The sequence below is a fragment of the Nocardioides sp. zg-DK7169 genome (genome assembly GCF_013155365.1).
GTDB lineage: Bacteria > Actinomycetota > Actinomycetes > Propionibacteriales > Nocardioidaceae > Nocardioides.
In genome coordinates this window covers 64,233-82,721 of the sequence record NZ_JABJRA010000006.1, presented here as the reverse complement: position 1 = coordinate 82,721, position 18,489 = coordinate 64,233, and the positions used below count along the sequence as shown (strand labels likewise).

The following is an 18,489-nucleotide window of genomic DNA, read 5'->3' as shown; positions in this document are numbered from 1 at the left end:
ACTCATCGATGGGTTTGCGCAACCGACGGCCGGCTCAGTGCTGGGCGAGGCTCCCGGTCAGCCGGGCGTGCCGCGCGGCGCTCACGTCGTCGAGGCCGACGATCTCGACGCACTTGCCCTTGCGCGCGTACTTCGCGGTGATCGCGTCCAGCGACGCGACCGTGGAGGCGTCCCAGACGTGGGTGCCGGCAAGGTCGATGACGACGCGGTCGGGGTCCGCGGCGTACTCGAACTGGGTGTAGAGGTCGTTGCTGGAGGCGAAGAAGAGCTCGCCGGTGACCGTGTAGACCGCCCGCTCCCCCTCGGCGTCGGCGACCACGCGACGGCGTACGTCGGTGAAGTGCGCGACCCGGCGCGCGAAGAGCGTCATCGCGACCAGGGTGCCGGCGACGACGCCGATCGCGAGGTTGTGGGTGGCCACGACCACGACCGCGGTGGCCAGCATGACCGCGGTCTCCGAGCGCGGCATCCGGCGCAGCGTGCCGGGCGCGATCGAGTGCCAGTCGAAGGTGGTCACCGAGACCATGATCATGACCGCGACCAGCGCGGCCATCGGGATCTGGCCGACCAGGTCGCCGAGGCCGACGGTTAGGACGAGCACGAAGACGCCGGCGAGGAAGGTCGAGATCCGGGTCCGCGCGCCGGCGACCTTCACGTTGACCATCGTCTGGCCGATCATCGCGCAGCCGCCGATGCCGCCGAAGAAGCCGGTGACGACGTTCGCGGCGCCCTGACCCCAGGCCTCGCGGGTCTTGTCGGAGCGGGTGTCGGTGATGTCGTCGACGAGCTTGGCGGTGAGCAGCGACTCCAGCAGGCCGACCAGCGCCATCGCGAGCGCGTACGGCGCGATCACCTGGAGGGTCTCCAGGGTCCACGGCACGTCCGGGACCAGCAGCGCGGGCAGCCCGTCGGGCAGGTCGCCCTCGTCGCCGACGTCGGGGAGGTTGAGGCCGCCGGCGAGCGCGAGCGCGGTGAGCAGCGCGATCGCGACCAGCGGGGAGGGCACCGCGGTGGTCAGGCGCGGCAGCCCGACGATCACCAGGATCCCGAGCGCGACCAGCGGGTAGACCGGCCACGGCACGTCGATGAGGTGCGGCACCTGGGCCATGAAGATCAGCACCGCGAGGCTGTTGACGAAGCCGACCATCACCTGGCGCGGGATGAACCGCATCAGCCGGGCCACCCCGACGACGCCGAGCACCACCTGGATCAGCCCGCCCAGCACCACCGCGGCGATCAGGTAGTCGGTGCCGTGCGAGTCCACCAGCGGCGCCAGCACCAGCGCGACCGCGCCTGCGGCCGCCGACACCATCGCGGGTCGCCCGCCCAGGACCGCGATCGAGACCGCCATGGTGAACGAGGCGAACAGCCCGACCTGCGGGTCCACCCCGGCCAGGATCGAGAACGAGATCGCCTCGGGGATCAGCGCGAACGCCGTGACCAGGCCCGCGAGCACCTCGGTACGCAGCAGGCGCGGCGAGCGCAGCGCCGTACGGACGGTGGGCTCGGCGAGATGGGCGGCTTGGGCGGGGGCAGGCGTCGGTGCGGTGCGGCTCACGGAGGGCTTCTTCGGTGCGAGGGCGACGGTCGCGCGGGGCGTCGCGGGACCGTCGACCATTGTCACCCCGGCCCCCAGCGCCACGCGCGCCGACTCGGTGCGCCACAAGCGCCGACTCGGCGCACCACGAGCGCCGACTCGGCGAGAAGGGTGTCGCTCACCGGGACGAGTGACCCGCGCCACACCGGGTGGCCCTAGCGTCCCGGCGCATGCGCCATGGAGTCTCACTGTTCACCAGCGACCGAGGGATCACACCCGCCGCTGCCGCCCGAGCCGCCGAGGAGCGAGGCTTCGACACCTTCTACGTGCCCGAGCACACGCACATCCCGGTACGCCGTACCGCCCCGCACCCGGCGACCGGCGGCGCCGACCTCCCCGACGACCGCTACCTGCGGACGCTCGACCCGTGGGTGGCGCTGGCCAGCGCGATGACGGCGACCTCGCGCATCCAGCTCTCGACCTCGGTCGCGCTGCCGGTCGAGTCCGACCCGATCACCCTCGCCAAGACGCTCGCCTCGATCGACCACCTCTCCGGCGGACGGCTGTGCCTGGGGGCGGGCTTCGGGTGGAACACCGACGAGATGGCCGACCACGGGGTGCCGCCGACCCGACGCCGCACCGTGCTGCGCGAGTACCTCGAGGCGATGCGGGCGCTGTGGACCCAGGAGGAGGCGTCCTATCGAGGGGAGTTCGTCTCCTTCGAGGCCGCCTGGGCCTGGCCCAAGCCGATCCAGTCGCACGTGCCGGTGCTGATCGGGGCGCAGGCAGGCCCGAAGACCTTCGCGTGGATCGCGGCGAACGCGGACGGCTGGCTGACGACTCCCCTCGACACCGACCTGCCCGACCGGGTCCGCGCGCTGCGCGAGGCCTGGGCCGAGGCCGGACGCACCGGGCAGCCCGACGTGCGCGCGCTGCGACCGACGCTCGCCGACCTCGAGCCCTGGGAGGCGGCCGGCGTCGGCGAGGCGGTGTGGTCGGTCCCCGACTCCGAGGAGTCCGCGTTCCTGGGCTACCTGGACCGTCTCGCCACCGATCTGGGCCTCTGACGGCACCCAGCACCACGAGCGCCGACTCGGCGCGCCACACGCGCCGACTCGGCGCACCACACGCGCCGACTCGCGCAACCACACGCCCCGACTCGGCGCACCACACGCCCCGACTCGGCGGGTGGGAGCCGGACCCGGATTGGTGCTCCCGCTCACCGGGATCGGGCCCTGGTCCAGACGCTGACGTGGCGAGGATCGAGGCCTTGTGACGGGCAGCACAACCCTGCCCATGGAACGGTCCCGTCCGGGCGGGCAATGAGGAGACACCACCACATGAAGCGCATCCCCACCCTGGCCGCTGCGGCCTGCCTGGTCCTGCTGAGCGCCTGCGGAGGCGGCGACGGCGGCTCGGGCAGCGCCAACACCGGCGACGTCGACCCCACCGCGACGCTGCGGTACGCCGCGTCCGGCGGCGCCACGTCGTTCGACCCGCACAAGACCGTGTCCAGCTCGGACTTCCTGGTCCTCAGCTACGCCTACGACCGCCTCGTGCACGTCGACTCCGAGGGCCAGCCGGTGCCCGGCCTGGCCGAGTCGTGGGAGTTCGCCGACGACATGTCGACCCTGACGCTGAACCTGCGCCAAGGCGTGGAGTTCCCCGACGGCACCCCGTTCGACGCCAAGGCGGTCAAGGCCAACCTGGACCGCGCGATGCAGGACGACTCCATCACCGCCGCCCAGCTCGGCGCCGTGGACAGCGTCCGCGTGGTCGACGACGCCACCGTCGAGCTCGTGCTCGGCGGGCCCGCCGTCCACCTCGTCCTCAGCCTCTCCGACCTGGGCGGGATGATGGTGACCCCCTCGGCGTTCGACGACCCCCAGGCCCTCGCCCTCGCCCCAGACGGCATCGGCCGCTTCACCCTCGCCAGCTCCCAGCCCGGTGCGCGCTACGAGTTCGAGGCCACCGAGAACTACTGGGACGAGGACGGCCTCAAGCTCGCCGGCTTCGACCTCCAGGTCATCACCGACCCACAGACCGTGCTCAACGGCGTGGGCTCCGACCAGTTCGACTGCGCCCTGGTCTCCCCCGCGATGATCGACCCCGCCAGCCAGATCCCCGGCGCGAACGTCGAGACCCGCACGGTCCTCACCCAGACGGTGCTGTTCCCCAACCAGACCAAGAGCGAGTTCGGCGACGTCCGCGTGCGCCAGGCGCTCAACCACGCCATCGACCGCGAGGCCGTCCTCCAGGCCGCGCAGGAGGGCCACGGCGAGGCCTCGACCGGCCTGTTCCCCGACGACTACTTCGTCCCGAACGACGCGGTGTCCGACCTGATGTCCTACGACCCCGACCGCGCCAAGGAGCTGCTCGCCGAGGCCGGCCTCGCGGACGGGTTCTCCTTCACCGCGATCACCCTGACCATCCCGCAGTTCGTCACCACCGCGGAGATCATCAAGGAGCAGCTCGCCGCAGTCGGGATCGAGATGACGATCAAGGCGCTGCCGCCGGCCGACGCCGGGGTCAGCTTCCTCAACGGCGACGGCGACGCGGTCATCTCCGGCTGGACCGGTCGCCCCGACCCCTCGATGCTCCTGACCAACTACTTCTCCAAGGCGGCGCCGCAGAACGTCTCGCACGTCGAGCCCAAGGGCTTCGCCGAGGCCCTCGCCGCCGCCAACGCCGAGGAGGACACCGAGGCCCGCGGCGAGCTCCTCGACGCCGCGCAGCTGACCGTGCTCGAGCACGGCGCCGTCGTCCCGATCACCTTCAACTCCGTCGGCACCGTGTGCACCGAGGACGTCGTCGGCTACGAGGCGCCGCTCATCGGCAACAGCGAGTTCCGCGGGGTCGGCATCACCGGCTGATCGCCGTACCCCCGACCCGCACATCTCGACTCGAGGAGCTCACATGGGCACGGCAAGTGCCGCGACCGCGCGGGTGCTGCCCCTGGTGGGGCGGCGCCTGCTCCTGCTGGTCCCGCTGATGGGCATCGTCACCCTGGCGACCTTCAGCCTGGTCTTCCTGATCCCCGGCGACCCGGCCCACCGGATCGCCGGCGAGGGGGCGAGCCCCGAGCAGATCGCGGCCGTCCGCGCCAACCTGGGGCTGGACCGCCCGGCGTACGAGCAGTTCTTCTCGTTCGTCGGCGGTCTGCTCCAGGGCGACCTCGGGACCAGCTACACCTTCAGCACCCCGGTGCTGGACATGATCCTCACCCGGATGCCCGTCACGGTCTCGCTGACCGCGGTGGCGATGGTGTTCGCGCTGCTCATCGGGATCCCCGCCGGCGTGCTCGCCGGGCGCCGCGCCGGGCGCTGGCAGGACCGCGTCGTCACGGTGTCCAGCACCGTCGGCCTCGCGACCCCGAACTTCGTGCTCGGCCTGCTGCTGGCGCTGGTGATCGGCGTCAACCTGGCCTGGCTGCCGGCGACCGGCTACACGCCGCTGTCCGAGGGCGTGTGGCCGTGGCTGCAGCACCTGCTGCTGCCCGGCATCGCCCTCGGCGTCGTCGCCGCCGCCGAGATCGCGCGCCAGCTGCGCGCGTCGCTGTCCGACGTGCTGCGCCAGGACTACGTCCGCACCGCCGTCGCGAAGGGGATGCTCCCCCGCACGGTGGTGTGGAAGCACGCCCTCAAGAACGCCCTGATGCCGGTCATCACCGTCATCGGCATCCAGGTCGGCTACCTGCTCGGCGGCACCGCGGTGGTCGAGACCGTCTTCGGCATCAAGGGCCTCGGCGACTTCGCCGTGCAGTCCGTGCTCGCCGGCGACCTGCCCGCGATCCAGGGGATGGTGGTCTTCGCGGTCGCCATCACCGTGCTGGCCAGCCTGGTCGTCGACATCACCTACGGCTACCTCAACCCTCGCGGAGAGGCGCACTGATGTCCCTCGTGCCCACCCCCGACATCCCGCCCGTCGTCGAGGCGCCCGTCACCGAGCCGTCGGGCGCGCCCTCCCCGCCGCGCCACGAGTCGCCGCGGCGCCGCTTCCTGCGCCGCTTCACCGGCCCGTGGACCTCGCGCGCCGCGCTGTTCGTGGTGGCCCTGTGGCTGTTCGTGGCGGTGACGGCCACCTGGCTGGCGCCGCACGACCCGGTCGTGCAGGACCTCACCGCGCGCCGCCTCCCGCCGCTGTCGCCGGACCACCTGCTCGGCACCGACAGCCTGGGACGCGACACCCTCTCCCGGCTGATGTACGGCGCGCGCGTGGCCGCCCAGGCCGCGGCGATCTCCGTGCTCGTCGGCCTCGCGTTCGGCGTACCGCCGGCGCTGCTCGCCGGGCTGCTGCGCGGACCCTGGGACGCGGTCTTCTCCCGCATCGCCGACGCGCTGCTGAGCTTCCCGCCGCTGCTGCTGGCGCTCGCCATCGTCGGCGTGATGGGTCCCAACCTGACCAACGCGATGCTCGCGATCGGCATCGTGTTCATCCCCCGCTTCTTCCGGGTGGTGCGCGCCGCCACGCTGGCGGTGCGCGAGGAGACCTTCATCGAGGCCTCGCGCAGCATCGGCACCCCCACCTCGTGGGTGCTGCGCCGCCACGTGCTGCCCAACGTGGTCTCCCCGCTCGCGGTGCAGATCAGCCTGGCGCTCGGCTTCGCGATCCTCGCGGAGTCCTCGCTGAGCTTCCTGGGCCTCGGCGTCCAGGCGCCCGAGGCGAGCTGGGGAAGCATGCTGTCCGAGGGCCGCGCGGCGTGGTTCTACACCCCGTGGCCGATCATCGTGCCGGCCACGGCCGTGGTGGCCTGCGTGCTGGCCTGCAACGTGCTCGGCGATTCGATGGCCGACTCCGTCGGTCGCGAGAGGACCAGGGCCTGAGATGACCCACCCGACCCAGACCCCCCAGCCGGCGCCGGCGGCTCCCACGACGCCCTCGGCCCCGCCCCTGCTCTCGGTGCGCGACCTGACCGTGGAGTTCGCCGTCCGCGGCGAGTGGAACGCCGTCGTCAGCGACGTCTCCTTCGACGTCGGTGCCGGGCAGGTCGTCGCCCTCGTCGGCGAGTCCGGCTCCGGCAAGTCCGTGACCTGCTTCTCCACGCTGCGCCTGATCGACTCCCAGAACGGGCGGATCAGCTCCGGCGAGGTGCTCCTGAACGGCCGCGACCTGCTCACCCTCAGCGAGCGGGAGATGGCCGACGTCCGCGGCAACGAGGTCGCGATGATCTTCCAGGAGCCGATGACCAGCCTGAACCCGGCGTACACCGTCGGGTCGCAGGTCGGCGAGGTCGTACGCCGCCACCGCGGCGCCGACCGGGCCGGGGCCCGCCGCCGCGCCGCCGAGGTGCTCGACCTGGTCGGCATCCCGCGCGCGGCGTCGCGCCTCGACGACTACCCGCACCAGTTCTCCGGCGGCATGCGCCAGCGGGTGATGATCGCGATGGCGCTGGCCACCGAGCCCAAGCTGCTGATCGCCGACGAGCCGACCACCGCCCTGGACGTCACCATCCAGGCGCAGGTCCTCGACCTGGTCCGCGGCTTCGCGCGCGACCTCGACATGGGCGTCCTGCTGGTCACCCACGACCTCGGCGTGGTGGCCGAGGCCTGCGACGACGTCGTGGTGATGTACGCCGGGCAGGTCGTCGAGCACGCCGAGCTCTTCGACCTCTTCGACCGGCCCCGGCACCCCTACACCTCCGGGCTGATGCACTCGCTGCCGCGCGTGGACGGCGTGGGCGGGATGGAGGTCATCCCGGGCTCCCCTCCCCTGCCCACCGCCTTCCCCACCGGGTGCCGCTTCGGGCCGCGCTGCCGCTTCGCCGAGGCGGCCTGCCACGCCGGCCCGATCCCGCTGACCCCGCGCCCGAGCGGCGGCACCGACCGCTGCCGGCGTGCCGACGAGCTCGACCTGACCCCCGCCGGGAGGCGCGCATGAGCACCACTCCCGCGGTCCCCGCGGTCCCCGCCACCCCGCTCCTCGACGTGCGCGACCTGCGCGTCGAGTACCGCTCGCGCGGGCGGCGTACGGTCGCCGCGGTGCGCAGCGTCGACCTCCAGGTCGCCGCCGGCGAGGTGGTCGCGCTGGTCGGCGAGTCCGGCTCCGGCAAGTCCAGCGCGGTGCGCGGGATCATGCAGCTCATCCGCCCCGCCGGCGGCGAGGTCCGCTTCGACGGCCAGGACCTCACCACCCTGGGCCGCAAGGAGCTGCGCCGCGCGCGCCGCGACATGCAGATGGTCTTCCAGGACCCGTTCTCCTCCCTGGACCCCGCGATGACGGTCGCCGAGATCATCGCCGAGCCGCTGATGGTCCACACCGACCAGGACCGCAAGCAGCGTCGCGCCAGCGTGGTGGAGATGCTCGAGCTGGTCGGGCTGCGCCGCGAGCACGCCGACCGCTACCCGCACGAGTTCTCCGGCGGGCAGCGCCAGCGGATCGCGATCGCCCGGGCGCTGATCCTGCGCCCGCGGCTGGTGATCGCCGACGAGGCGGTCAGCGCGCTGGACGTCTCCAGCCAGAACCAGGTCCTCCAGCTGCTGCAGAGCCTGATCGCCGAGCTCGGCATCGCCTGCCTGTTCATCACCCACGATCTCGCCGTCGTCCGCAGCATCGCCGACCGGGTCGCGGTCATGTACCTGGGCCGGCTGGTGGAGCAGCAGCGCACCGAGGACCTGTTCGACCACCCCGAGCACCCCTACACCCAGGCGCTGCTCTCCGCGGCGCTCGTCGCGGACCCGCGGGTGCAGCGCACCCGGCGGCGTACCCGGCTCGAGGGCGAGCTGCCCGACCCGGCCAACCCGCCGGCCGGGTGCGTCTTCAGCACCCGCTGCCCGCTGGCGATCGACGTCTGCCACGAGGTCGCGCCGCCGATGCGTCCGGTCGCCGGCGGCGGCCAGGCCGCCTGCCACCTGGTCGAGCCCGCCTGAACCGGTCCCGTCCGCTCGTCCCGCACCACCGAACCCGAGAGGAACCACCGTGGAGCCCACGTTGGAGCAGCGCATCGCCCGGCTCGAGGCGATCGAGGCGATCAAGGCCCTGAAGTACCGCTACCTGAGGGCGTGCGACCTCAAGCAGCCCGAGGTCTTCCGGGAGTGCTTCGTCGCGCGCGGCGCCTCGATCGACTACGGCCCGGCGCTCGGGAAGTTCGACGACGCCGACGGGATCGCGGAGGTCTACCGGCGGATGGCGCTGGCGCGCAGCGACGGCAAGTACGTCGTGCTCGACATGCACCACGGCATGCACGCCGACGTCGAGATCCTCTCCGAGGCCGAGGCCCGCGGCGCGTGGACGCTGCGCTTCCGCCAGGTCAACCGGGTGGAGCGCACCGAGCGGGTGAGCACGATCGAGTACGACGACCGCTACGAGGTCGAGGACGGCGCCTGGCGGATCCGCTCGTGCCACGTGGGGATGCTGTGGTCGCTGTCGACCCCGCTGCCCGAGGGCGCCGAGATCGTGGAGACCCTGTCGTGAGCGGCGCACGCGTGGCGCTGGTGACCGGCGGCAGCAAGGGCGTCGGGCAGGGCATCGCGGTCGGGCTGGCCGAGGCCGGCTGGACCGTGCACGTGTCGGGTCGCGACGAGTCGCGGCTCGCGACCACGGTGGAGCGGGTCGAGCAGGCCGGCGGGCGCGGGCGCGCCTGGCGCTGCGAGCACACCGACGACGCCGACGTGGAGCGGCTGGTCGCCGAGGTGGCCGCCGACGGCGACCGCCTCGACCTGCTGGTCAACAACGCCTGGGCCGGGCCGGGGATGAACCACGTGCGCCCCGAGCGGTTCTGGGAGCGCCCGCTCTCCGACTGGGACACCCTGATCGGCGTCGGCCTGCGCGCCCACTTCGTCGCGATGCGCGCCGCCGCGCCGGTGATGATCGCCCGGGGCAGCGGCCTGGTCGTGAACATCTCCTCGGTCGGCGCCCGCGCCTACCTGCACTCCACGCTCTACGGCATGTCGAAGGCCGCGCTCGACAAGATGACCCACGACGCCGCCCTCGAGCTGCGTGGCGAGGGCGTCACCGTGCTGTCGCTGTGGCCCGGGCTGGTCCGCACCGAGCAGCTGCTCGCCAGCGGGGTGCGCGACATCGCCGGCGTACCGGTCAGCGACGCGGAGACCCCCGAGCTCCAGGGCCGCGTCCTCGCCGCCCTCGCCGCCGACCCGCAGCTGCACCGGCGCACCGGCCAGGCGCTGATCAGCGCCGAGGTCGCCGAGGAGTACGGCGTCGTCGAGCCCGACGGCGGGCGCCCGGTCTCTCCCCGGCTGATGTTCGGCGGCGGGCCGGTGTTCCCGGAGCTGCCTCCGGTGGGGTGAGCGTCTCACCTCCCGCACCGACGCAGTAGTCCGGTGGAAGGTCTTGTGGGGCCCGGCCGGCGGCCCCCCGAACGCGATAGTCCGCCACACCAGGGTCGTGAATCGCGCGTACGACGACCCTGGTGTGGCGGACTATCCGCTTCGTGGCGTACATCCGGGCCGCTGCCGGGTGCCGCTCGGGGGCCCGGATCGGGGCGAGCTATCGGGGCGCGGGCACGACCCGCTCCTCCTCGAGACGGTCGAACAGCTCGAGGAAGCAGGCGAGCGTCGAGCGGTGGCCGGTGAACCCGGCGGCCCGGCTCCGGGCCAGGTCGGTGAAGCACTCCAGGTCACGGCCGAGGTCGCCGTCGGTGTGCCACCACGACGCGACCCGGTCCAGGTCGTGCTCGCGCAGCTGCTCGCGTGCGGCCAGCTTGGCCCACACCGGTGCAGCACCCGCCATCTGCTCCTCGAGGGGGCGCGGGGCGGCGTCGTACCCCACGGGGCGGACGCCGAGGCGCTCGGCGAGGCGCGGCCACATCCAGCGCCACCGGAAGACGTCCCCGTTGGCGACGTTGAAGGCGGTGTCGGCGGCGGCGGGCGTGATGGCCGCCCAGTGCATCTGCTCGGCGAGCAACCCCGCGTCGGTCATGTCGGTCACGCCGTTCCACTGGGTCTCGGACCCCGGGAACACGAAGGGCAGCCCCTCCTCGCGACAGACGGCGGCCTGCGCGGCGAGCGTCTGGCCCATGTTCATCGCGTTGCCCAGGGCGTAGCCGATGATCGTGTGGGCCCGGTGGACGCTCCAGGTGAAGCGGTCGCGCTCGGCGGCAGCGAAGAGCTCGTCCTCCTGCGCGTAGTAGAAGTTCGGGTACGGCAGCCGGTCCTCGTCCTCGTGGAACGGCGTGTCCGGGACGTTGCCCTCGCCGTACGCCTCGAACGGGCCGAGGTAGTGCTTGAGGCCCGTCAGCAGCGCGACGTGACGCACCGACCCCGCGGGGCGCACGGCCTCCAGGACGTCGCGGACCATCGCACCGTTGACCCGGATGTTCTCCGCCTCGGTCTCCTGACGGGCCCAGGCGGTGATGAAGACGTGCGTCGGTCGGTGCCCGCCGAGGGCGTCACGGAGGCCGGCGGCGTCGGTCAGGTCGGCTTGGACGGGTACGACGCCACTGACGTCGCTCGCGGCGCGTCGCGACAGGCCGAGGACGTCCCAGCCCGCGTCGATGAGGAGGCGGGACAGGGCGTTCCCGGCGATGCCGGTGGCGCCGACGACCAGGGCGGTGTTCGGGGCGGGGGAGCTCATCCCTCCGAGGTTAGGCAGTGCGCACAACGCGGCATCGCCGGCGTACCGGTGGCCGACCCCGAGACCCCCCGACCCCCGAACGCGATAGTCCGCCACACCAGGGTCGTGAATCGCGCGTACGACGACCGTGGTGTGGCGGACTATCTGCTTTGCGGCGTGCACCCACACCACTGGCGCCGACTCGGCGAAGGGGTCAGCCCTTCAGCACCGAGCGGGCCATCACGATGCGCTGGACCTGGTTGGTGCCCTCGTAGATCTGGGTGATCTTGGCGTCGCGCATCATCCGCTCGACCGGGAAGTCCTGGGTGTAGCCGTAGCCGCCCAGCAGCTGCACCGCGTCGGTGGTGATCTCCATGGCGACGTCGGAGGCGAAGCACTTGGCCGCGGCGCCGAAGAAGCCGAGGTCGGCGTCGTCGCGCTCGGACTTGGCCGCGGCGACGTAGACCATCTGGCGGGCGACCTCGAGCTTCATCGCCATGTCGGCGAGCATGAACTGGATGCCCTGGAAGTCGGCGATGTGCTTGCCGAACTGCTGGCGCTCCTTGACGTAGCCGACCGCGAAGTCGAGCGCGCCCTGGGCGATGCCGATGGCCTGCGCGCCGATGGTGACGCGGGTGTGGTCCAGGGTGCGCAGCGCCAGCTTGAGGCCGGTGCCGTGCTCGCCGATCATCCGGTCGCCGGGGATCCGGACGTTGTCGAAGAGCAGCTCGCGGGTCGGGGACCCCTTGATGCCGAGCTTGCGCTCCTTCTCGCCGAAGGTGAACCCCTCGTCGGACTTCTCCACGATGAACGCCGAGACGTTGCGCCCGCGGGCGCCCTCGGGGTCGGTGACCGCGAGGACGGTGTAGAACTCCGAGACCCCGGCGTTGGTGATCCACGACTTCTGGCCGTTGAGCACCCAGTCGTCGCCGTCGCGCACCGCGCGGGTCTTCATCGATGCGGTGTCGGAGCCGGCGTCGCGCTCGGAGAGGCCGTAGGAGAACCCGGCCCGGCCCTGCGCCATCGGCACGAGGTACTTGCGCTTGAGCTCCTCGCTGCCGCCCAGGATCAGCGGCATCGAGCCGAGCTTGTTGACCGCCGGGATCAGCGAGGACGACGCGCAGACCCGCGCGACCTCCTCGATCACGATGCAGGTCGCGAGCGCGTCGGCGCCGACGCCCTCGTACTCCTCGGCCACGTGCGGCGCGAAGAAGTCGGAGGCGACCAGCGCGTCGTGCGCCTCCTGGGGGTAGCGGGCCTTGTCGTCCACCTCGGCGGCGTACGGCGCGATCTTGGCCTCGCAAATGTCGCGGACGGCCTCGCGGATCGCCTCGTGGTCCTCGGAGAGCCGGTAGATGTCGAAGTCGGGGTTCATCGGGGTTCCTCGGGAGTGGGAGTGATCAGTAGGTGTAGAAGCCGCGGCCGGTCTTGCGCCCGAGCAGGCCGGCGTCGACCATCCGGTTGAGCAGCGGCGGGGCGGCGTACAGCGGCTCCTTGAACTCCTCGTAGAGCGACTCGGCGACCGCCTTGGTGGTGTCCAGCCCGATCAGGTCGGCCAGCGCGAGCGGGCCCTGCGGGTGCGCGGCGCCCAGCACCAGGCCGCGGTCGATGTCCTCGGCGCTGGCGAAGCCCGACTCGAACATGCGGATCGCGGAGAGCACGAACGGGATCAGCAGCGAGTTCACGATGAATCCGGCGCGGTCCTGGCAGTCGACGGCGACCTTGCCGAGGCTGCCCTCGACGAAGACGCGGGCGCGCTCGGTGACCTCGGGCGCGGTCAGCAGCGAGGGGACCAGCTCGACGAGCTTGAGGACCGGCACCGGGTTGAAGAAGTGGATGCCCATCACGTTCTGCGGGCGGGTGGTGACCACGCCGAGCTTCATGATCGGGATCGAGGAGGTGTTGGAGGCCAGGATTGCGTCCGGGGAGGCGACGATGCGGTCCAGCTCGCGGAAGAGGGCGACCTTCGCGTCCTCGTCCTCGATGATCGCCTCGATCACGATGTCGCGGTCGACCAGCTCCTCCAGCGAGGTCACGACGCGGATCTTCTCGAGCACGGCGGCGGCCGACTCGATCTTGCCCTTCGACTCCGCCCGGGCCAGGGACTTCTCCAGGCGCGAGCGACCGGCGGCCGCGGCCGCGTCGCTGGACTCCACCACGATCACGTCGTGGCCCGAGCGCGCGGAGACCTCCGCGATGCCCGCACCCATCAACCCGCACCCGATGACGCCGATGTTCTGCACTGAGGTGGTCCTCCCGTTTGATACTGGATACCTTCTACACGGTACTCAGTACCGCAGACTACGACCAACCCGCCTCAGAGTGGAGCCGAATGACCAGCACCCGGGACCGGATCGTCGAGGCGGCGTTCGCGCTGTTCGAGGAGCGCGGCTTCGAGGAGACCACCGTCGACGCCGTCGCCGAGCGCGCCGGCGTCGGCCGTACGACGTTCTTCCGCGCCTTCGGCTCCAAGGAGGACGTGATCTTCCCCGACCATGCGCGGATGGTCGCGGCGGTCGCGGACCGGCTGACCACCGGCACCGCCGCGACCGCGCTGGTCGCGGTCACCGAGGCCTCGCGGATCGTGCTCCAGCACTACCTCGCCGAGGGCGAGCGGGCCCGGATCCGCTACCGGCTGACCCGCAGCGTGCCCGCGCTGCGCGCCCGCGAGATCGCCGGGCAGCTGCAGTACCAGCGCACCTTCCGCACCCATCTGCACGCCTGGATGGGCGGTACGCCGGGGACCGCGCTGCGCGCCGAGCTGATGGCCAACGTCGTGGTGACCGCGCACAACCACGTGCTGCGCGCCTGGCTGCGCGACGAGCGGGCCACCGCGGAGCAGGCCGAGGCCGAGTTCGACGCCGCGATGGCGGAGGCGGTGGCGCTCTTCGGCGAGCAGGGCCGGGACGCCGGCCGGGACGCCGCGGGCACCGGCGGCGAGGACACTGGCACGCTGGACACCACCGTGGTCCTGCTGCGTACCAGCCGGTCGCTGGAGGACCTGCTCCCCCAGCTGCAGGCGATCGCCCAGCCGGGCGGCACGATCATCCCCGCACACCCCGCTACCCCGCAGGAGAGCTGAATGCAGATCCGAGACACCGCCGCCATCGTCACCGGGGCCGCCTCCGGGCTCGGTGCCGCGACCGCCGCCGCGCTGGCCGCCGAGGGCGCCCGCGTCTTCGGCTTCGACCTCCCGGCCGCGATCGAGGGCGCACCCGACGTCGAGGGCGTCACCTACGTCGCCGTCGACGTCACCGACGCCGAGCAGGTGCAGGCCGCGGTGGAGACCGCCGCCTCCGCCGGGCTCCCGCTGCGCACGGTCGTCAACTGCGCCGGCATCGGCCCCTCGATGCGGATCCTGGGCAAGAAGGGCGTGCACGACCTCGCCTTCTACGCGAAGGTCGTCCAGGTCAACCTGATCGGCTCGTTCAACGTGATGGCCCTGGCCGCGGAGAAGATCGCCGCCACCGAGCCGCTCGAGCACGGCCAGCGCGGCGTGGTCATCAACACCGCCTCCGTCGCGGCCTACGAGGGCCAGGTCGGCCAGGCGGCGTACGCCTCCTCCAAGGGCGGCATCGTCGGGCTCAACCTGCCCGCCGCGCGCGACCTCGCGCAGTACGGCATCCGGGTCAACACCATCGCCCCCGGCATCGTGGAGACCCCGATGCTGGCGACGGTCTCGGAGGAGTTCCGCGCCGGCCTGGCCGCCGGCATCCCGTTCCCCCAGCGCCTGGGCCGCGCCGCGGAGTACGCCGACCTCGCGCTGTTCCTGGTCCACCACGACTACCTCAACGGCGAGGTCTTCCGCATGGACGGCGCGCTGCGGATGGCGCCTCGCTGAGCCCTGCGCCAGGGGCGCCCGGCCGGCCGATCGGGCCGGTGCGCCTGCGGCTGCTCCTGGTCACGCTCGCGCTGCTGACCACCGTCACCGCGGTGGTCAGCAGCCTCGGCGCGCCCCTGGTCCCCGCGCTCGCGCGCGACCTCGGCGTACCCCTCGAGGACGCGCAGTGGGCGCTCACCGCGACCCTGCTGGCCGGGGTGGTGAGCACGCCGGTGCTCGGTCGTCTCGGCAGCGGTCCGCGCCGGCGCCCGGTCGTGCTCGGCGGCCTGGCCGTGGTCACCCTCGGCTGCGTGCTGGCCGCGCTGGCCGGCTCGCTGGGCACCCTGGTGGCCGCGCGCGCCCTGCAGGGCGTCGGGCTGGCGCTGGTGCCGCTCGGGATGGCCGTCGCGCGCGACGTCGTACCGGCGCGCCGCCTCGGCGGCGTGGTCGCGATCCTGTCGGTCACCACGGTGGCCGGCGCCGGGCTCGGCTACCCGCTCACCTCGACGGTCGCGGGCGCCTGGGGGCTGGACGCGGCGTTCTGGCTCGGCGCCGCGCTGACCGGGACGACGCTGGTGCTCGCGGTGGCGCTGGTGCCGCACGACACCGAGCGGCCGGCCGCCCGGGTGGACTGGCTCGGCGCGGTGCTGGCCGCCGGTGGCCTGCTCGGCGTGCTGCTCGCGATCAGCCGCGGCGAGGTCTGGGGCTGGTCCTCGGCGACCACGCTGGTGCCCGCGGGGCTCGGGGTCGCGCTGCTCGCCGGGTTCGTACGCCGTGCGCTGCGCGTCGACCACCCCTTGGTCGACCTGCGCCTCGCGGTCCGCCCCGGGCTGGCGGCGCCCAACCTGGTGGCCGTGGTGGCGGGGGTCGGCATGTACGCGATGCTCACCCTGGCCGTGGTGCTCGTGCAGTCCGGGTCGCCCGGGCCGGGCTGGGGGCTGGGCCGCTCGGTGGCGGTCGCGGGGTGGGTGCTGGTGCCGTACTCGCTGCTCAGCGTGGCCGGCAGCCGGGTCGCCCAGCTGCTCGCGCGCCGTCTCGGCACCGCGGTGCTGCTGCCCGGCGGGTGCCTGGTCTTCCTGGTGGCGACGCTGCTGCTGGCGTTCCGCCACGACACGCTCACCGACGTGCTGGTCGCGATGGGCGTCGGCGGGCTCGGCAGCGGGCTGACGTTCTCCTCGCTGGCGACCCTGATGGTCCCGCACCTGCCGGCCGGCGAGACCGGCAGCGCGCTGGCGTTCAACCAGGTGCTGCGCACCCTCGGGTTCACCGTCGGCAGCGCCCTCTCGGTGACCCTCATGCACCTGCTCGGCGGCGTCGGCGACACCGGCTTCCGCGGCGCCCTGCTGGTGATGGCCGCGATCTGGGTGCTGGCCGCCCTCGCCGCCTGGCGCCTGGACCGCCGCGCCCTCCCCGCCGGTTGAGTCGAGGGTCGTGACGGTTGAGTCGAGACTTGTGACGGTTGAGTCGAGACTTCCGACCGGTTGAGTCGAGGGTCCCGGCGGCCGCGACGAACCGGCCCGGGCGGCGATCGGCTCCCCTACGCTGCGGCCATGCTGCTCGACGTACAGCTCGACGCCCGTCCCGACCAGGTCGCCGCCCGGGCGCGTGAGCTCGCCGGCTGCGGGGTGGCCGGGCTGTTCACCTTCGAGGGGCCGCACGACGTGTTCCTCCCGCTCGGGGTCGCCGCGGCGACCGAGGGGGTGGGCGGCCGGGTCGACCTGATGACCAACGTCGCGATCGCGATGCCGCGCTCCCCCATGCACCTCGCGCACGCCGCGTGGGACCTCCAGCTGATGTCGCAGGGGCGGTTCCGCCTCGGGCTGGGCTCGCAGATCCGCCCCCACATCGAGAAGCGGTACGGCGCCACCTGGTCGCCGCCCGCCGCCCGGATGCGGGAGATCGTGCTGGCGGTGAAGGCGATCCTGTCCTCGTGGCAGGACGGCACCCCGCTGGACTTCCGCGGCGAGCACACCCGGCACACCCTGATGCCGCCGACCTTCGTGCCGGGCACGCTGCCGTGGGGGCCGCCGCCGGTGCTGCTCGGCGCGCTCGGGCCGCTGATGACGCGCACCGCCGCGGAGGTCGCCGACGGGCTGCTGGTGATGCCGTTCCACAGCCACCGCCACATCCGCGAGCACACCCTGCCCGCCGTCGACGAGGGCCTGGCCAGCGCCGGGCGGCAGCGGTCGGACCTCGCCATCGCCCCGCAGGCGATCCTCGCGATGGGCCGCACCCCCGCCGAGCTGGCCGCCGCCACCGACGGGGTACGCGCCCTGCTGGCCTTCTACGGCTCCACCCCCGCCTACCGCACCGTCCTCGACATCCAGGGCTGGGGCGACGCCCAGCCCGAGCTCAACGCGCTGTCCAAGCGCGGCGACGTCGACGCGATGAAGGCGCTGGTCACCGACGAGATGGTCGAGACCCTCGCCGTACGCGGGACCCCGGAGGACTGCGCCGCCGAGCTGCACCGCCGCTTCGGTGACCTGACCGACCGGGTCTGCTGCTACTTCCCGGGGTACGACGCGCCGCTGGCGCAGGTGGCCGATCTGGCGGCGGCGCTGGGGTGAGGTGGGCGGGGCGATCCGGATAGTCCGCCACACCACTGTCGCGATCGGCCCGATTCACGACACCGGTGTGGCGGACTATCGAAGCGGGGGCGACACCGCCAGCGAGAGGTAGTCCGCCCCGGACTCACACCCCCAGCCGCCCCACCACCTCGGCCACCCGGTGCACCTGGGACACCGCGGAGCCGGTCGGGATCAGCTGCACCTCGTCGGTGCCGAGCTCGGCGAAGCGGCGCAGCACCGCGGCCAGCTGCTCGGTGGTGCCGGCGAACCCGGTGGTCGGCGCCATCGCGTCGACCAGGCGCGGCGGCAGCCAGTTCATGTAGTGCCGCAGATGGCGGTGGACCTGGGCGCGTGCCTCGTCCGGCCCGCCGGCCTCCTCGTCGAGCGCGAACCAGAACGACGTGGTCAGCCGGGGCGTCCCGCGGCCGGCCGCGCCCCACGCCGTACGGGCGAGGTCGAAGAGGCGACCGACCCCGGTCAGGTCGAGGTCGAGGGTGACGCCGGCGAGGCCGTCGGCCCAGCCGGCGGCGTGGCGCACCGTGCGCGGGCCCATCGTGCCGACCAGGACCTGCGGGCCGCCGGGGCGGACCACCGGCGGACCGACCGGGCGGCGCGCGCCGGTCACGTCCTCGCCGGCCCACACCCGCCGCATCACCGCGACCCGGTCGGCCATCTCCTGCATGGTCTGGGTGGCCGGGTCGGCGCCGGCGGCGCGATAGTCCTCCTCGCGCCCGCCCACCCCGACCCCCACGGTGAGCCGACCGCCGGTGAGCTGGTCGCCGGTGGCCAGCGACTTGGCGAGCAGCACCGGGTCGTGCAGCTGCGGCACCAGCACCGTGGTCACCACCTGCACCCCGGAGGTCCAGGCCGCGACGGCGCCCAGCAGCGCGATCGTCTCGGGGTTGTCGAAGGCCATCCGCTCCCCGAAGCACAGGCTCGAGAACGGCCCCTCGTCCACCGCCCGCGACCACTCCTCGAGGGTGCGCGCGCCGTGCTGCCACAGGTCCGGCTCCATCACCGGGAGCGTCATGCCGATCTGCATGACGCCGATGGTGCCC

17 protein-coding genes are annotated in these 18,489 nt (G+C 73.1%); 12 read left to right on the top strand and 5 right to left on the bottom strand.

Going from position 1 to position 18,489, the window contains the following annotated elements:
- Positions 1-34: 34 nt before the first annotated feature.
- A complete protein-coding gene (locus tag HOQ23_RS11140) occupies positions 35-1,558 on the bottom strand; it encodes a SulP family inorganic anion transporter (protein ID WP_367650459.1) in 1,524 nt (507 codons plus the stop codon).
- Positions 1,559-1,767: 209 nt separating this feature from the next.
- Here HOQ23_RS11140 and HOQ23_RS11135 point away from each other — a divergent pair, with 209 nt between their 5' ends.
- The 8 genes from HOQ23_RS11135 to HOQ23_RS11100 all read left to right on the top strand — a co-directional run bounded on the left by HOQ23_RS11135 (position 1,768) and on the right by HOQ23_RS11100 (position 9,780).
- Positions 1,768-2,604 carry an LLM class F420-dependent oxidoreductase gene (locus tag HOQ23_RS11135; RefSeq protein ID WP_172214672.1) on the top strand — a complete coding sequence of 279 codons (837 nt, stop codon included), beginning with the start codon at positions 1,768-1,770 and terminating at the stop codon, positions 2,602-2,604.
- A gap of 273 nt (positions 2,605-2,877) precedes the next feature.
- On the top strand, positions 2,878-4,410 hold the full coding sequence (locus tag HOQ23_RS11130) for an ABC transporter substrate-binding protein (protein WP_172214671.1): 1,533 nt from the start codon (positions 2,878-2,880) through the stop codon (positions 4,408-4,410).
- Between the two features lie 43 nt (positions 4,411-4,453).
- Entirely contained in the window at positions 4,454-5,428 is a 975-nt protein-coding gene (locus tag HOQ23_RS11125) for an ABC transporter permease (RefSeq protein ID WP_216654107.1), read from the top strand.
- Positions 5,428-6,360 carry an ABC transporter permease gene (locus HOQ23_RS11120; RefSeq protein WP_172214670.1) on the top strand — a complete coding sequence of 311 codons (933 nt, stop codon included), beginning with the start codon at positions 5,428-5,430 and terminating at the stop codon, positions 6,358-6,360. Before HOQ23_RS11125 ends, HOQ23_RS11120 begins: the two co-directional genes overlap by 1 nt.
- Position 6,361: 1 nt before the next feature.
- Positions 6,362-7,414 carry an ABC transporter ATP-binding protein gene (locus HOQ23_RS11115; RefSeq protein WP_172214669.1) on the top strand — a complete coding sequence of 351 codons (1,053 nt, stop codon included), beginning with the start codon at positions 6,362-6,364 and terminating at the stop codon, positions 7,412-7,414.
- On the top strand, positions 7,411-8,403 hold the full coding sequence (locus HOQ23_RS11110; RefSeq protein ID WP_172214668.1) for an ABC transporter ATP-binding protein: 993 nt from the start codon (positions 7,411-7,413) through the stop codon (positions 8,401-8,403). The genes HOQ23_RS11115 and HOQ23_RS11110 overlap by 4 nt, the downstream gene beginning before the upstream one ends.
- Positions 8,404-8,452: 49 nt before the next feature.
- Complete coding sequence (locus tag HOQ23_RS11105) at positions 8,453-8,947, top strand: nuclear transport factor 2 family protein (RefSeq protein ID WP_172214667.1); 495 nt, start codon at positions 8,453-8,455, stop codon at positions 8,945-8,947.
- On the top strand, positions 8,944-9,780 hold the full coding sequence (locus HOQ23_RS11100) for an SDR family NAD(P)-dependent oxidoreductase (RefSeq protein ID WP_172214666.1): 837 nt from the start codon (positions 8,944-8,946) through the stop codon (positions 9,778-9,780). The genes HOQ23_RS11105 and HOQ23_RS11100 overlap by 4 nt, the downstream gene beginning before the upstream one ends.
- 199 nt (positions 9,781-9,979) lie before the next feature.
- Here the strand turns inward: HOQ23_RS11100 and HOQ23_RS21240 are convergent, their stop codons facing one another.
- From HOQ23_RS21240 to HOQ23_RS11085, 3 genes are all read right to left on the bottom strand, one after another.
- On the bottom strand, positions 9,980-11,065 hold the full coding sequence (locus HOQ23_RS21240; protein WP_172214665.1) for an SDR family oxidoreductase: 1,086 nt from the start codon (positions 11,063-11,065) through the stop codon (positions 9,980-9,982).
- Between the two features lie 193 nt (positions 11,066-11,258).
- On the bottom strand, positions 11,259-12,419 hold the full coding sequence (locus HOQ23_RS11090; protein ID WP_172214664.1) for an acyl-CoA dehydrogenase family protein: 1,161 nt from the start codon (positions 12,417-12,419) through the stop codon (positions 11,259-11,261).
- 25 nt (positions 12,420-12,444) lie between these two features.
- Positions 12,445-13,287, bottom strand: a complete 843-nt coding sequence (locus tag HOQ23_RS11085; protein WP_172214663.1) for a 3-hydroxybutyryl-CoA dehydrogenase — start codon at positions 13,285-13,287, stop codon at positions 12,445-12,447.
- Between the two features lie 89 nt (positions 13,288-13,376).
- On the opposite strand from HOQ23_RS11085, the gene HOQ23_RS11080 reads away from it, so the two are divergent.
- The 4 genes from HOQ23_RS11080 (at position 13,377) to HOQ23_RS11065 (ending at position 17,431) form a co-directional block, all read left to right on the top strand.
- A complete protein-coding gene (locus HOQ23_RS11080) occupies positions 13,377-14,126 on the top strand; it encodes a TetR family transcriptional regulator (protein ID WP_172214662.1) in 750 nt (249 codons plus the stop codon).
- A complete protein-coding gene (locus HOQ23_RS11075) occupies positions 14,127-14,885 on the top strand; it encodes an SDR family NAD(P)-dependent oxidoreductase (RefSeq protein ID WP_172214661.1) in 759 nt (252 codons plus the stop codon).
- A gap of 38 nt (positions 14,886-14,923) precedes the next feature.
- Positions 14,924-16,285 carry an MFS transporter gene (locus tag HOQ23_RS11070; RefSeq protein ID WP_172214660.1) on the top strand — a complete coding sequence of 454 codons (1,362 nt, stop codon included), beginning with the start codon at positions 14,924-14,926 and terminating at the stop codon, positions 16,283-16,285.
- A gap of 129 nt (positions 16,286-16,414) precedes the next feature.
- Positions 16,415-17,431 (top strand): TIGR03617 family F420-dependent LLM class oxidoreductase, encoded by a 1,017-nt coding sequence (locus tag HOQ23_RS11065; protein WP_172214659.1) that lies wholly within the window; start codon positions 16,415-16,417, stop codon positions 17,429-17,431.
- A gap of 124 nt (positions 17,432-17,555) precedes the next feature.
- Here the strand turns inward: HOQ23_RS11065 and HOQ23_RS11060 are convergent, their stop codons facing one another.
- Entirely contained in the window at positions 17,556-18,473 is a 918-nt protein-coding gene (locus tag HOQ23_RS11060; RefSeq protein ID WP_216654105.1) for an LLM class flavin-dependent oxidoreductase, read from the bottom strand.
- Positions 18,474-18,489 lie beyond the last annotated feature (16 nt).

Excerpts from the sequence above, each read along its gene's own strand:
- HOQ23_RS11090 (WP_172214664.1), bottom strand. The coding sequence starts at position 12,419 with ATGAACCCCGACTTCGACATCTACCGGCTCTCCGAGGACCACGAGGCG.
- HOQ23_RS21240 (WP_172214665.1), bottom strand. The coding sequence starts at position 11,065 with ATGAGCTCCCCCGCCCCGAACACCGCCCTGGTCGTCGGCGCCACCGGC.
- HOQ23_RS11075 (WP_172214661.1), top strand. The coding sequence starts at position 14,127 with ATGCAGATCCGAGACACCGCCGCCATCGTCACCGGGGCCGCCTCCGGG.
- HOQ23_RS11120 (WP_172214670.1), top strand. The coding sequence starts at position 5,428 with ATGTCCCTCGTGCCCACCCCCGACATCCCGCCCGTCGTCGAGGCGCCC.
- HOQ23_RS11130 (WP_172214671.1), top strand. The coding sequence starts at position 2,878 with ATGAAGCGCATCCCCACCCTGGCCGCTGCGGCCTGCCTGGTCCTGCTG.
- HOQ23_RS11080 (WP_172214662.1), top strand. The coding sequence starts at position 13,377 with ATGACCAGCACCCGGGACCGGATCGTCGAGGCGGCGTTCGCGCTGTTC.
- HOQ23_RS11110 (WP_172214668.1), top strand. The coding sequence starts at position 7,411 with ATGAGCACCACTCCCGCGGTCCCCGCGGTCCCCGCCACCCCGCTCCTC.
- HOQ23_RS11125 (WP_216654107.1), top strand. The coding sequence starts at position 4,454 with ATGGGCACGGCAAGTGCCGCGACCGCGCGGGTGCTGCCCCTGGTGGGG.
- HOQ23_RS11135 (WP_172214672.1), top strand. The coding sequence starts at position 1,768 with ATGCGCCATGGAGTCTCACTGTTCACCAGCGACCGAGGGATCACACCC.
- HOQ23_RS11060 (WP_216654105.1), bottom strand. The coding sequence starts at position 18,473 with ATGCAGATCGGCATGACGCTCCCGGTGATGGAGCCGGACCTGTGGCAG.
- HOQ23_RS11115 (WP_172214669.1), top strand. The coding sequence starts at position 6,362 with ATGACCCACCCGACCCAGACCCCCCAGCCGGCGCCGGCGGCTCCCACG.
- HOQ23_RS11065 (WP_172214659.1), top strand. The coding sequence starts at position 16,415 with ATGCTGCTCGACGTACAGCTCGACGCCCGTCCCGACCAGGTCGCCGCC.